Origin of the sequence: Neobacillus muris (genome assembly GCF_943193175.1) — a bacterium.
Lineage (GTDB): Bacteria > Bacillota > Bacilli > Bacillales > Cytobacillaceae > Neobacillus > Neobacillus muris.
In genome coordinates this window covers 12524-26120 of record NZ_CALPDF010000016.1, presented here as the reverse complement: position 1 = coordinate 26120, position 13597 = coordinate 12524, and the positions used below count along the sequence as shown (strand labels likewise).

Here is a 13597-nt window from a genome sequence, read left to right as displayed (position 1 = left end):
ATCGTTTTTGTACAGCATAATGCCGCTCTATATGTTCCACTAAAATTTGTCAAATAAATTTCCGGAGCATTAAGGGGAAACTGCATTTTTCCGGATGATTTACCTAAAAAAAATCTATCCCTCTTTTTGCGAAAGGATAGATTCTTATAAATTATTAGCATGTAAAAAAAAATCTTATTTCTTGGTTCCAGTGAAAATAAAGATCGCATCCCGCAGAAACTCGGCAGTTCCCGGCTGCTCTTTATCATAGTAAGCTGTAAACCTTTCATCGTCCACATACATTTGGGCAAGGCCGGCATGCGCCTCTTTGCTGTACTGTTCCCAATAATATGAGAGCCACTGCATGTGAAGTTCTGCTGTCTTTTGTGCCAATTCTCCTGCTGGATCACCTGTCTGGAATGCCTCTGCTAATGTTTTTGCCACTTGTTCGGCCAAAGCTGTTACTTCTTCATATTGTTCCTGAGTCATATTCATCAATTTGGCATTGGATTTCTCGACCGTTTCATTACCGTATTGATTCCTGATTTCTTTTCCATATTTTTTCTCATTGTCTTCTATCATCTTTTTCTTAAAGCCTTCAAATTTTTCTTTTGTCGACATCTTGATTCTCCCTTCCGTATTCGCAATTGTTTTTTCAACATTCGCAATTAAAATATCTAATTGCTTCCGTTTCTCGAGGAGTTTTTGCCTGTGTTCCCGCAAAGCGTTTGCCCCGTCAAATGAAGAATCGGTTATGATGTTTTTTATTTGGTCAAGGCTGACACCTAATTCCCGGTAAAAGAGAATTTGCTGCAGACGGTCTACTTCAAATGGTCCGTAAATCCGATAGCCAGATGAATTGATTCTTGCCGGCTTAAGAATGCCAATTTCATCATAATATCGTAATGTTCTTGTGCTAATCCCCGCAATGGCTGCCAATTTTTGAATCGTATATTCCACGCAAATTACCTCCTCATTCATACCGTACACCTTTACGTAACGTGAAGGTCAATTTCTTTTTGCTATTCCGGAAAATATTTTTTTTGAGATTTAAATTTAACAATGGTTGAAAAGTTTTATATTCAGAATTTTTAATTTTTGTTCTCTTTTTGTATACTTTTTCACATAAAAAAGTAGTACAATAGAACTATAGATAACAAACTCCCCAACTTTATTCCCCTCCACTTCTGTCGTTGAAACTTTGATACAGAAAGGAGGTAAAAACTATGGATACTAACCGCCCGCTTGTGCAGATTTTTGGATTAACCTTTGATCTCTCCATTATTTTAACCAGTACGCTCGCCGCTATCATCGTTTTGCTGTTTGCCTGGCTGTCCACTAAAAGAATGACAGAAAAAATGCCTGGTAAAATGCAAAATCTGATGGAGTGGGTCATCGAATTTGTCCAAAATATTATGATGAATGCCATGGGAAAGAAAGATAATCTTTTCGTCCTTGCTGGTGGCGTTGGGCTCATCCTCTACTTATTTATCTCAAATATCATAGGCGTGCCATTTTCCGTTATTGCTGGAAGCAGCCATTCCACTTGGTGGAAATCTCCTACTGCTGACGCTCATGTCACCATGACATTAGCGATTATGATGATTTTCTATACCCACTTTATTGATATTCGGCTGCATGGGTTTAAGAACTACCTGTTGAGATTCTTTAAACCGTTTTCAGCTCTATTTCCCATCAATGTTCTTGAACAGTTCTGCACGACCCTGACGCTTGGACTTCGCCTGTTTGGGAATGTTTACGCTGGTGAACTCATGCTTGGCGTTCTGGCTGGTGCCGCCATATCTGGCTTTGAATCTGGTATTTTCTCCGGCGTAGGAACCAGTCTGCTTGCTATTGCACCCATGATGGTTTGGCAGCTATTCTGTTTATTCATCGGAGCCATACAGGCCTATATCTTTGTTACTCTTTTCATGGTTTATATTGGCCAAAGAATTAATGAAGAGTCGATGGCCGCATAAGGAGGTGTTGAAAATGGGGGAATTTGAAATTTTCGGCATGCCTGTAGCGCTTGGAACAATGATTTATCAAGCCATCATATTTACCGCGCTGATTTGGATCCTCAAGAATAAATATTTAGGCAAGCTCGTAGAGGCGATGGAACATCGAAGAGCAACAATCGATGAACAGCTTATGCTTGCCGAAACACAAAAACGGGAATCAGAGAAGGAGCTGCTTAAACAGCAGGAACTTACCAAGAAAGCTTCACAGGAAGCTAAACAAATCATTGCCAATGCCCGTGAGGAAGCTGCAGTGATTATTAGAACAGCCAGAAAAGAAGCCTTCACAATCCGTACCGAAGCATACGAAAGAGAAAGGCGCTCTATAAAAGGACGTGACGCTTCATGAAATAGGAATTAGTATTAAGTGCACGGAAAAATTAATAGAACGGATTTGGTTTCGCAGCAGTCCATCAGCTGTTTATGTATCATTTATTGAAGAAAAAGTACTCGATTGTCCCTCATCCTGCATAAAGTTTAAAAAAGGGGGATGGACAGCTTGCACACTTCGTTTACAGCTTTTAAACTGATCCGTTATGCTGTTGCTTATGTATTCATCATATCCGGGCTCATGAAATTTTTGAACGCCGATATCGCCGGCCATTTTCTCCATTTAGGACTGCCCTATCCGCATATTATGCTAAATGTGATCATTATTTTAGAAATTGGCTGCGGATTATTGATTCTATTGAATAAGTCTGTGAAAAATGCGGCAATCCCACTAATGGCAATTATGGCAGGAGCATTGCTGCTAACCAAATTGCCTAACCTGGAAGCCGGCTTTCTTCCGTTTGCTTTTCAGGCTAGGTTAGACATTGTCACCTTTATTCTTTTAATCATTCTTTACCGCTTATATCCTTAAAATCTTAAAAGCTAAAAAGCCTTCAGGAAAATCGCCTGGAGGCTTTTTACTTTTAAGATAATCCGAAAATAAATAGATATATCAGAAATTAATCATTTTTTTGAAATAACTTTTATTTTTATTTTTCTAAAAAAAGATGTAGTTTTTCCTTGATAATTGCTTTTTTTCCAAAAATAGTTTTTGACAAATAAATGTCGAAAAAAGTATTATAGTATAACAAAAGGAGGTTGTTACATGTCTCAACTAAATAGACAGAAAATTGTAGAAAGTGTTCCTCAGAAGGGATTCTTCGGGCACCCAAAGGGGCTATTCACCCTTTTCTTCACTGAATTCTGGGAACGTTTTTCCTATTATGGAATGAGAGCTATCCTCGTTTACTATATGTATTATAGTGTTACTAAGGGTGGTTTGGGAATGGACCAAACCCTTGCCTTATCCATTATGTCCATTTACGGATCTCTCGTTTATATGTCCGGAATTATCGGCGGATGGTTTGCTGACCGTATCTTCGGTACCTCAAAAGCAGTCTTCTATGGCGGGATTTTAATCATGCTTGGCCATATTGCCCTCGCGATTCCTGGAAGCATCGCCTTTTTCTTCGTTTCCATGGTATTGATTGTATTAGGTACAGGATTGTTAAAGCCGAATGTTTCCACTGTTGTCGGTGAAATGTATTCTGAAAAAGATACTCGCCGTGATGCAGGTTTCAGTATTTTTTATATGGGGATCAATCTTGGAGCCTTCATTTCCCCATTAATTGTTGGTTCTAAAGCCATTATGAATACTAGTTTCCACTTAGGGTTCGGTATTGCTGCTGTTGGTATGTTCCTTGGATTAGTTGTCTTCATGGCAACAAAAAAGAAAAGTCTTGGTCTTGCTGGTACAGCAGTATCCAACCCGCTTTCATCAGCTGAGAAGAAAAAAGTATTCACTTATTTTATTATCGCAATTCTGATTATTGCTATTATTTGTTTCTTCACTATTCCAAACGGAATCCTAACATTTGAAGGATTTATCAACCTAGTAAGTATTCTTGGTATTTTGATACCAACGATTTATTTCATCCGCATGTATCGGAGCCCAAAAACATCTTCTGATGAACGGTCTCGCCTAATTGCTTATATTCCGCTGTTTATTGCAGCTGTTATGTTCTGGGCAATTCAAGAGCAGGGTTCAACGATCCTTGCTAACTATGCAGATACAAGAACTCAATTAGATTTTGCCGGCATTCATATTTCACCGGCATGGTTCCAATCGTTAAACCCATTATTCATTATCACCTTAGCTCCAATCTTTGCCTTGATCTGGATGAAATTAGGAAAACGTGAACCATCGATTCCACAAAAGTTCTCATTAGGTCTATTGTTTGCAGGACTATCCTTTATCGTCATTTTATTGCCAGCCTATTTTGGCGGAACTGATTCAATGGTTAATCCATTATGGCTTGTTCTTAGCTATTTAATTTGTGTACTTGGCGAGCTGTGTTTATCTCCAGTTGGTTTATCAGCTACAACTAAGTTAGCTCCTGCAGCCTTCTCCGCACAAACCATGAGCTTATGGTTCCTTGCGAGTGCTGCAGCGCAAGCACTAAACGCACAAGTAGTGAAATTCTACACACCAGAAACGGAAATGGCGTATTTCGGTGTAATTGGCGGAGCATCTATTGTTTTAGGCATAATTTTGATGATTATCGCTCCAAAAATCCAACGATTAATGAAAGGCATTCGCTAATAAGCTGTTTTTTCCTTTAATCGAAATAAAAATCATCTTATTAAAAAGCGGCCTCATCCTAATAGGAGAGGCGCTTTTTTTGCTGAATTCAAAAATCGGTTTGATTATGTCCCTTGGCTTTTCATCATATGCTTAATGGAATAAATAGGATGATAAAGGAACATCCATGGCCATGTACTGCTCATGACAGCCCTTATTTTTTCACGGTATTTAGTATTATAGCAATGGATGCTGCATTTCGAGCATGAAGCTTTTTTCTCGCCAAAGCGACATAGAGAAAGCCTTAAAACTGCATAATTTTTTAAATCTTGACATTCTTTGCAAAGCTTTTCCTTATGATGATTCTTCTGGCAGTATAATTCAATCATTTCTTTTACGATTTCTTTTTCCTTCTGGATATGGGGACCTGTGTTTGGTTCGATTAATTGTGCTCTCATCGTTAGTAAACCTCCTTTGGGTAGATTTACTTTAAAGCGCTTTCCAAATTGAACATATCACACATTTTTCTAATTTATAGGAAGAAAATCAACAAATTAACAACAATTTTCAATAATAATCAGATCAAGCTATGCCCCTTTAATTTGTTGGTATTTCTCAATTAAGCACGCCTGCAATATTTTTAAATTAGCCGTTTCATTTTTTTGAATCATTGCCTGATATTCTGGTAAAAAGGCGTGTACGGGTGATAAATGAGCTTCTCCGCAAATATCGATTCCCTCCACCGCTTTTTCATGGACTAACCATTCCAGGTAATGGGTTAATCCATCGAGCTTCATGGTCCCTTGATCCCAATTCGTTATGGCCTCTGTGGTATTTAGAACATCTTTATCGATACTGATATATATATTTTTTGTTTGTATGACTGATAGAATGGACTGGATTGAATATTGGTGTCTGCCCTTAAACGGGAAAAATATGACTCGAGGATTAGTGGAGTAAAAAGTATTGGCTGTAGGGCCGATGATGACGACCTTCTGCAGTAAAGGTATTTCTTTAAGAGCATATGACACCCAAGATCCGCACGAGAGCAAACTTTGCTCTTGACTCTGTTCTTCCCCTAAATCTGGATGATTATCAAATAATAGTAATGTGAAGGGATTGGTAATTTCCTTTAATAATAAAAAGGTGACATAATGGAAGTTTCCACTGCCAATAAAAGTGATCCCCTTCTGATTTCGTTTTTGCAGCCTGTTCTTCAATAATTGTAATGATTCAGCTTCACAATACAAGTTTACGTGTTTCATATTCGTGAAATCAATGTCCTCATGCTTATGGTTTTGGAGCCCCCTTTGCCAAAAATACGTTTCATCAAAATGTAGTATACTCATTCCTTTTTTTAATAACCCCATCATCTTCATCTCCCAAAAAAAGCGTATTTAAAGATTTTAAATAGGTTACTAGTATTTTAATTATAGCACCCAAATGGAAATTATTCCTTGAAACATTTTATAAAAAAAGTCTTGCCGGCTGAATGGCAAGACTTTTTTTAAATAAAAACACGATTTATGATGTTTTATAGAAGCCGTTTACTCTCATGATTCAAAAGCTGTTTAACAGTTCCTTCACCCCATCGATGATATCAAGCGGCATCACGCCATAATGTGAGAGGGACTTCGCCTTCTCTTCACCGGCTCTGGCATGGAAAAAACTTGCGCAGATCATTGCCTTTATTGGTTCTGCCCCTTGTGCCAAGAACGAGGCAGTCAGACCTGTAAGGATATCGCCGCTTCCTCCCTTGCCAAGAGCATCATGTCCGTATGGATTGATATATACCTCCCCTTCAGTGCTGGCTATGATCGAACGATGTCCTTTTAAAAGTAAATGAATATGGTTTTGAATAGCAAACGACTTGGCAATCTCCAGCCGATTGGCCTCAACTTCTTTTACTGAAAGGTTCAATAGCGCTGCCATTTCCCCAGGATGCGGGGTAAAGATTACCTTCCCTTCGAAGCTGCTGAAAAAATCGAGATCGTTTCTTAGCAAATAAAGCGCATCAGCGTCGATGACAATGGTTTGGTCAGTCAGCGCACCGAGCAATTTTCGCAGCCATTCTCTCCCGCACGAAAACCTGCTCATGCCGGGACCAATCGCGATACTATCAAACTGACTCAACAGGGGCATCAACTCTTGCACAGCCACTGCCGCAAAATGGCCGTCTTCATCCGCCAATGGCAAAAATAACGATTCCGGATTTTGTGCGGCTGCCATGGGATAAATAGATTCTGGCAAACCTAATGTCACCAACCCTGCTCCTGAATGAAGTGCCGCTTTAGCTGCAAAAATCGGGGCACCCACAAATTGCCGAGAGCCTCCCAAAATTAATGTGTGCCCAAAGGTCCCTTTATGTCCATTTTGAGGCCTTTTTGGCATAAAGTCCTTTACAAGTGATTCTGTTATGATTTTCGGCATATCCAGCTTTAATTCTGCAGCAGCAGTAGCGGGCACAGAAATATTTGCTGCCTTCCATTCTCCTACATGCATAGGACCATCCTGTAAGAAAAAGCCTTTTTTCGGAAAAACAAAAGTAACCGTCCTGTCGGCCTTAATAGCTTCACCCGCTGCTATACCAGTATCACTGCTAAGCCCTGATGGAATATCAACAGAAATAATGGGTATTCTTCCGCTATAGTCATTGACCATAGATATCACTTGGTCAAGCGGCGGTCTTACCGGCCCATTCACACCAGTCCCTAATATCGCATCTACGATAATGTCCGCCTGATTCAATTCTGCTTGCAGTGAATTTAAATTTTTTCCATTCAAATAAATGATGGGAAGGTTTCTTTTGATATAGGCTTCAAAGTGAATCTTGGCATCCCCCTTGATTCGTTCTGGATCTACTAACAAACATAGAAGAGGATTCCAGCCGATATCAGCCAGTCTTCGGGATATGACAAAACCATCGCCGCCATTATTTCCGCCCCCTGCAAGAATGACCGCCCTTTGTTTAGCATTTGGGGCATTTGCTACCATTTCTTCCACAACTCTTGCACCTGCATTTTCCATTAACACAATGCCAGGCAGTCCGAGAGTGCCCATTGTATATTCATCCATTTGCTGCATATCCTTTTGACCTGCTGCGTACATTGAAATCCCTCCTGTGGCTCATTGTTACTTTTATTATAAGGCAGTCCCGCCAAACATACAGGAAATTGGATACAATAAAAACAGCTCAAGTGAGAAGGACTTCAGATATCACGTTAAGAAGTTCGCAGGATTGTGACAAATTTTTCAGGCTGTATATAGTAAGATAGAATATATTTACACATTTAATATAGTTTTTATCGAAGGGAGTAATGAATTTTGAGTGAACTATTTAAGGCATTAGTGGTGGACAAAACGGACAACAACTTCTCTGTAACTATTAAAAATCTATCTTTTGACGATCTTCCCGCAGGTGATGTTTTAATCAGAACGGCCTATTCAAGCATCAACTACAAGGACGGATTGGCCAGCAGCCCGGATGGAAAAATAGTGCGATCTTATCCGTTTGTTCCCGGGATTGATTTGGCAGGAGTCGTGGTATCCTCCCAAGACCCGCGCTTTCAAGAAGGGGATGAAGTGATCGCCACCTCCTATGAGATTGGCGTGTCTCATTATGGAGGATATAGTGAGTATGCACGGATACCTGGGGATTGGATTGTCCCGTTACCTAGCGGTTTATCATTAAAAGAAGCGATGGCTTATGGAACTGCAGGATTCACCGCTGCCCTTTCAATTCAGCGTTTAGAGGAAAATGGATTAACCCCAGATTTGGGCAAGGTTTTAGTAACGGGAGCAACTGGCGGTGTTGGAAGCCTTGCAGTAGCCATGCTGGCGAAACGAGGATATCATGTAGTGGCAAGTACAGGCAAGGAAGCCGAACATGATTACTTACATAATCTTGGGGCAACAGAAATAATTTCCCGTGAAGAGGTATATAACGGAAAAATCCGAGCCTTGGATAAACAGCTATGGGCCGGAGCAGTGGATCCTGTTGGCGGGGAGTACTTGGCGTCTGTTTTAAGCAAAATTCAATACAACGGGGCGGTCGCTGTGAGCGGATTGACCGCAGGCGGTAATGTGCCGACCACTGTTTTTCCTTTTATCCTAAGAGGCGTCAGCCTGCTTGGAATTGATTCCGTGTATTGCCCAATGGAGGTAAGAAAAGAATTATGGAACCGTATGGCTGCTGACCTCAAACCGTCTGGACTTTTAGAAACGATTTCCCAAGAGGCTACATTAGAGGAACTGCCTGAAACACTTTCTCTTATCTTAAAAGGGCAGGCAAAAGGAAGGTTTGTTGTAACGATTTAATTAATATAACTTGCAATGTTAAAATCCCTCATCAACTGGATTTTCGCAGTTGAATGAGGGATTTTTTTATACGCTTAATGATTGGCACTAGGAAACAAGATAGTAAAAACAGTCCCTTTTCCCGGCTCACTATCCACCATGATAGTTCCTTTCATGGCCTCCACAAGCTGGTACGATATCGTCAAACCGACGCCTGTTCCTTTTTCTTTAGTCGTATAAAAAGGGGTTCCGAGCTTTTTTAATTGGATCGGCGTCATTCCTCTTCCACTGTCCCCTATTTCTATCAACACAAACCCGTTTTTTTGGAATGCATTAACCGTTAGCGTTCCTTCCATATTCATCGCTTCTATTCCGTTTTTCATTATATTGACCAGTACCTGCTTAATTTCACTTTTATTTCCTTTAATAAAAAGGGATTCCTGAATTTTCGTCTGGATCAAGATATTTTGTATATTGGAGTAAGAGGTCATCAAAGCAACCGTCTTATTTACTTCCTCTGAAATATTGATGAACGAAAATTCTTCTATGTTTGGTTTCGCTAAGGACAAATAATCATTAATAATCAATTGGGCATGATTTAATTCACTAATGGCAATTTCGATGTATTCTCTTTGATTTTTTTTCAAATTTTCATCATCGGAAAGCAGCTGCAAAAAACCCCGAACGGAAGTTAAGGGATTCCTGACTTCATGAGCAACGGACGCAGCCAGCTGGCTGACAACATTTAACCTTTCATTTTTTTGCAGCTTCTCACGGTATTCCAGCTGCTGATTGACATTTTCAATAATATACATAACCAGCAGCATGCAGACCCATGTAATGGTATAAAAAAGCAGCATAAATTTGACCTGGCCGCTTTCATTTTGGACGAAGAGAGTGAGCATCACAATAAAGGTGTTGGCCCAAAAGATCAGGCTAATGAATAGGAGCTTATTTTTCTCTTGGTATAATTTTATCTTTTTATTAAAAAGAAGCAGTACCCCACAGGTTAAAGAATAATTAACTAAAACAACAAAAAAACCTTCCCCGCCTATTACAAAACGAATGGCTAATAAAGCAGCGGTAACAATCAACCCCGAAATGGGGCCTCCATAAACAAACGATATGAGAAATGGAATGATGCGGAAATCATAAATATATTCATCTGAAAATTGAATGGGTTTTGCCATGGCGAGAACTAAGATGGATAACAGGATGAAGGTCAGCTTTGAAAGGGGTTTGTTACGGTCGCTTTTTTTCTCAATAAAAAACAAATGGTAGACTACTATTGGAAAAAGGACAATTAATACCTGATAAAACAGGATTTCAATATCAATTGGCATCTAGATAACTCCTCGAATATATTTGCGGATTCTCTATTTAAGAGTATAACAAATAAATTCTATTTAAAGGAATATTTTCTAATTATATCAAAAACGGCACACTTAACTGGATATAAAAAGCATTTGCCAGGTAACTAACAAATGCTTATTCCATTTCGATCTGCAGTTGTTTTTTAAATCCAACCTCATGCAAGGCAAGCTTTAGCGTCCCTTTAAATTCGGCATGCGAGTTTAACCCAATTCCGCGGGAAATGAGGCTTTTTACCAATTCAGCCCGCAATCCAGTTAATATCGGCTTACATCCCATTATGGAAATGCCTTTTATTACCTTAACTAAATCATTTGCTGCTTGCGTGTCTATCGACGCAACACCGGAAAGGTCGATAATTAATGTATGTATATGGTTGGTTTCAATTTCTGCCAGCACCTTATCTTGAATGGTCATAATCCGCCTATCGTCGATAGTGCCAATTAATGGCAAAATGCAGATTTCCTCATTTAGCGGAATAATCGGAACGGACAAATGTTCAACCAGTTTATGCTGCTTCTCCAGCAATTCATCTTTAAACTTAGAATAGCTGATGAAGAAATATGTAAGGAATTGATCCATTAAGTCATTGATGTTTTTCTCCAATGAGAAAAAGCTCAATCTGTCAGCCTGTGTTTGGTTAAGTAAATCATACTGATATAGAAAATTCCACATCGTTCTCCTAATTGCTTTTACCCACTCAAGCTTCAAGGCAAGGGTCAAGGAATGTTTCGCCCAGGCAACGCCCTCCTGCTTGGCAAATGAGATTAAGTCGTGCTCGCGGCCTTCGACGATAAATAATACAAGTTTATGGGCATTGTTTAATAGATTGATATTTCCGATATTTTGAATTTCATCAATTTGATCTTTTACATTGATGGCCTCATCGAGCAGCTTTTCCTCAAAAGCTTTTCGGTTCCCTAAGAAAAAATCTTTAATCGATGATTCTTCAACATATTCCAACGGCAATGCTTTCACCCCATTTGGTTTCAACTGTCCCTGCAGAGGGATATTAATTATGAAAGTGGTTCCATGATTTTCTTTGCTGTCTACCACTATTTTGCCGCCATGTTGATAAATAACAGAAAAAACTTGCATTAGCCCCATGCCAGTCCCCGTTTCCTTTGTCGTAAAAAACGGAGTGCCCAGCATTGAAAGTTTATCCTGAGGTATACCAGCGCCTGTATCTTTTATGGAAACAACGATTTCATCTTGTTCGCATTTATGGGTAAGCGTTAATGTCCCTTTGCCGTCCATCGATTCGATGGCATTTTTGATAAGGTTAAAAAAGGCCTTTTTAAATTGATTCTTTTTTCCAATAATGGAAACATCCATATTTTTAAAATCAGTGATAATCGTAATGTCATAGAGTTTATCTTGAAACAAATTTAGAATCGATTCCAATTCTACGGACAAAAAAATCTTTTGAACTTCTTCATCTTCCAAGTCAGGTTTTGATACCTGAAGTAAATTATTTAACGTAATTAAGGCATTTTCTAATTCTGATTGAGCTATTTCTAAATATTCATGATCATGCTCCTGCTGCAGCAGCTGCAAAAACCCCTTAACGGCTGTCAAAGGGTTTTTCACCTCATGAGCAATACCCGCTGCAATTTGACCAACGGATGCCAATTGATTCAGATGAGCATTGCTTCCAGTTCCTGTTAATTGGTTTTCTTCCAATTTCATAGATTTAGCTCCTTTCTGAAATAATAACAGGATTATTTTTGGATTGTTTAGATTATTTAGAGTTACTAGTTTATTTTATATAAAAAAACTCTGCACGTATATTAAAAAGCAACTAATTTAATTTGGGAAAGTTTTTCAAACTCCACTTCATTATTTATTCTTCCTTTTTAATCGTTGTTCTCCCTGTCCTCATCGATTAGTTCCTTTGAAAACTCGGTTAATATTCGATGCTGATAGCTTTTCGGATGAAATTTTTTATGAGCTTCCATTTTATCCCGGGATTTGATTCGATAACGCATAGCGAAATAAATCAAGGTATAGAACAGAACCATAACCATACCGGCGATTAACCCCGTCCCTTGTCCTGGAATAAACGGCATACTGATAAGGACAATGACCATGCTTACCAGCGCGATCCAAGAAGTGTATGGAAATCCCGGCATTTGGCATATTCCGTCTGGAGGGCAGCCGTCCCTTTTTCGAAAGCGGATATGGCTGGCCATAATCACGGCATAGGTAAAAATTAAAGCAAAACCTCCCGTACTAATTAGCACTAAATAAACTCTTGGAAACAATAGCCCAAAGCCCAGCCCTGCCAGCATCGCCACCCCGGAAAATAAAATCCCCTTGTATGGAACATCACGCCGATCTTTCAGCCAGGAAGGTGCGTGTCCTTCATCCGTAAGCGACCGAATCATCCTTCCAAGCCCAAATATAGCGGCCAGCATGGCAGAAAGAATGGCGGAAATCAACACTAAGTTAATGGCGGCTCCCGCCCAGCCAATGCCCCATCTAGTGAGAGATGCAACCATTGGACTGATATTTTCATTTAGTGATGCTGTAGGTATAAGCGGAAGCAGTACAGCCGCATAGGCAATATATAGTCCTACCAGAGCGAAAACGGTATATCGGATCGCCTTTGGAATGGTATCTGTAGGGTTTTTCGCCTCTGTTGCCGCTAAACCAATTATTTCAAAGCCCGCATAGGCAAAAATCACGAGCAGCATACTTCCTGCAATCCCTGTTATACCTCCCGGCATTAACGGCTCGTTCGCCAGCTCCCCTGCTCCTATTGTCGCAGCATTTGGAAGCACGCCAAAAATTAATGCTATGGCTGTCAGGATAAAAAATATAATCGCAAATATTTTCACCCCTGAAAGAGCACTCTCCAGTTTGCCAAGCTTATCGGCTCCTAAAAGATTTAGCACTGTTACTCCAATGATAATCAAGCTGCCGAGGAGTCCAATGGAAACCCCGGGAAACCATTTCCGGAAAAGTATGGAAATGGCTGTGGCCTCACTTGACATAGACAAAACGATTCCCGTCCAGTAAAGCCAGCCTGTTATGAAGCCCATTCCCTCACCGAGCTCCCGTGAAGCAAACGTACTGAATGATCCAGCAGAAGGATTTGCTACGGTCATCTCAGATAAAGCATATAAAATAAAATACACTAACACTCCTGCTAAAATATAGGAAATGATGATGGAAGGGCCTGCTGCATGAATTGCTACCGACGAGCCTAGGAAAAACGAACCCCCGATGACACTTCCCAATGCCATCATCGTTAATTGCCAAGCGGATAGTCCTTTTTGGTTTGGTTCCATTCTTTTTATTCTCTCCTGCCAAAGTATTTTGTTTCCCTGCTATTATTTACTGAACCATAAAAAATGAT

The 13597-nt window shown here is 39.8% G+C and carries 12 protein-coding genes; 5 read left to right on the top strand and 7 right to left on the bottom strand.

The features are described from left to right. Positions 1 to 174: 174 nt before the first annotated feature. Positions 175 to 939, bottom strand: coding sequence for a MerR family transcriptional regulator (locus NFS43_RS12365; RefSeq protein WP_251551984.1), 765 nt, complete (start codon positions 937 to 939; stop codon positions 175 to 177). A gap of 266 nt (positions 940 to 1205) precedes the next feature. On the opposite strand from NFS43_RS12365, the gene atpB reads away from it, so the two are divergent. The 4 genes from atpB to NFS43_RS12345 all read left to right on the top strand — a co-directional run bounded on the left by atpB (position 1206) and on the right by NFS43_RS12345 (position 4590). After that, positions 1206 to 1958 carry a F0F1 ATP synthase subunit A gene (gene atpB, locus NFS43_RS12360; RefSeq protein WP_251551983.1) on the top strand — a complete coding sequence of 251 codons (753 nt, stop codon included), beginning with the start codon at positions 1206 to 1208 and terminating at the stop codon, positions 1956 to 1958. A gap of 13 nt (positions 1959 to 1971) precedes the next feature. Then, positions 1972 to 2346 (top strand): F0F1 ATP synthase subunit B family protein, encoded by a 375-nt coding sequence (locus NFS43_RS12355; RefSeq protein ID WP_251551982.1) that lies wholly within the window; start codon positions 1972 to 1974, stop codon positions 2344 to 2346. Between the two features lie 150 nt (positions 2347 to 2496). After that, positions 2497 to 2859, top strand: coding sequence for a DoxX family protein (locus NFS43_RS12350; RefSeq protein ID WP_251551981.1), 363 nt, complete (start codon positions 2497 to 2499; stop codon positions 2857 to 2859). Positions 2860 to 3093: 234 nt separating this feature from the next. Further along, complete coding sequence (locus NFS43_RS12345) at positions 3094 to 4590, top strand: peptide MFS transporter (protein WP_251551980.1); 1497 nt, start codon at positions 3094 to 3096, stop codon at positions 4588 to 4590. Positions 4591 to 4694: 104 nt separating this feature from the next. On the opposite strand, the gene NFS43_RS12340 is transcribed toward NFS43_RS12345, so the two are convergent. The 3 genes from NFS43_RS12340 to NFS43_RS12330 form a co-directional block, all read right to left on the bottom strand. Further along, the gene (locus NFS43_RS12340) at positions 4695 to 5027 is read right to left on the bottom strand and encodes a nitrous oxide-stimulated promoter family protein (protein ID WP_251551979.1); all 333 of its coding nucleotides are present in this window, start codon (positions 5025 to 5027) and stop codon (positions 4695 to 4697) included. A gap of 129 nt (positions 5028 to 5156) precedes the next feature. Then, on the bottom strand, positions 5157 to 5939 hold the full coding sequence (locus NFS43_RS12335) for an arginase family protein (protein ID WP_251551978.1): 783 nt from the start codon (positions 5937 to 5939) through the stop codon (positions 5157 to 5159). 190 nt (positions 5940 to 6129) lie between these two features. Next, positions 6130 to 7677: an NAD(P)H-hydrate dehydratase gene (locus tag NFS43_RS12330; RefSeq protein ID WP_251551977.1), complete on the bottom strand. Its 1548-nt coding sequence runs from the start codon at positions 7675 to 7677 to the stop codon at positions 6130 to 6132. Positions 7678 to 7893: 216 nt separating this feature from the next. Here NFS43_RS12330 and NFS43_RS12325 point away from each other — a divergent pair, with 216 nt between their 5' ends. Further along, entirely contained in the window at positions 7894 to 8886 is a 993-nt protein-coding gene (locus tag NFS43_RS12325; RefSeq protein WP_251551976.1) for an NADPH:quinone oxidoreductase family protein, read from the top strand. A gap of 74 nt (positions 8887 to 8960) precedes the next feature. On the opposite strand, the gene NFS43_RS12320 is transcribed toward NFS43_RS12325, so the two are convergent. From NFS43_RS12320 to NFS43_RS12310, 3 genes are all read right to left on the bottom strand, one after another. Then, the gene (locus tag NFS43_RS12320; RefSeq protein WP_251551975.1) at positions 8961 to 10208 is read right to left on the bottom strand and encodes an ATP-binding protein; all 1248 of its coding nucleotides are present in this window, start codon (positions 10206 to 10208) and stop codon (positions 8961 to 8963) included. A gap of 145 nt (positions 10209 to 10353) precedes the next feature. Further along, the gene (locus NFS43_RS12315; protein WP_251551974.1) at positions 10354 to 11925 is read right to left on the bottom strand and encodes an ATP-binding protein; all 1572 of its coding nucleotides are present in this window, start codon (positions 11923 to 11925) and stop codon (positions 10354 to 10356) included. Positions 11926 to 12092: 167 nt separating this feature from the next. Beyond that, positions 12093 to 13529, bottom strand: a complete 1437-nt coding sequence (locus NFS43_RS12310; RefSeq protein WP_251551973.1) for an amino acid permease — start codon at positions 13527 to 13529, stop codon at positions 12093 to 12095. Between the last annotated feature and the right edge of the window lie 68 nt (positions 13530 to 13597).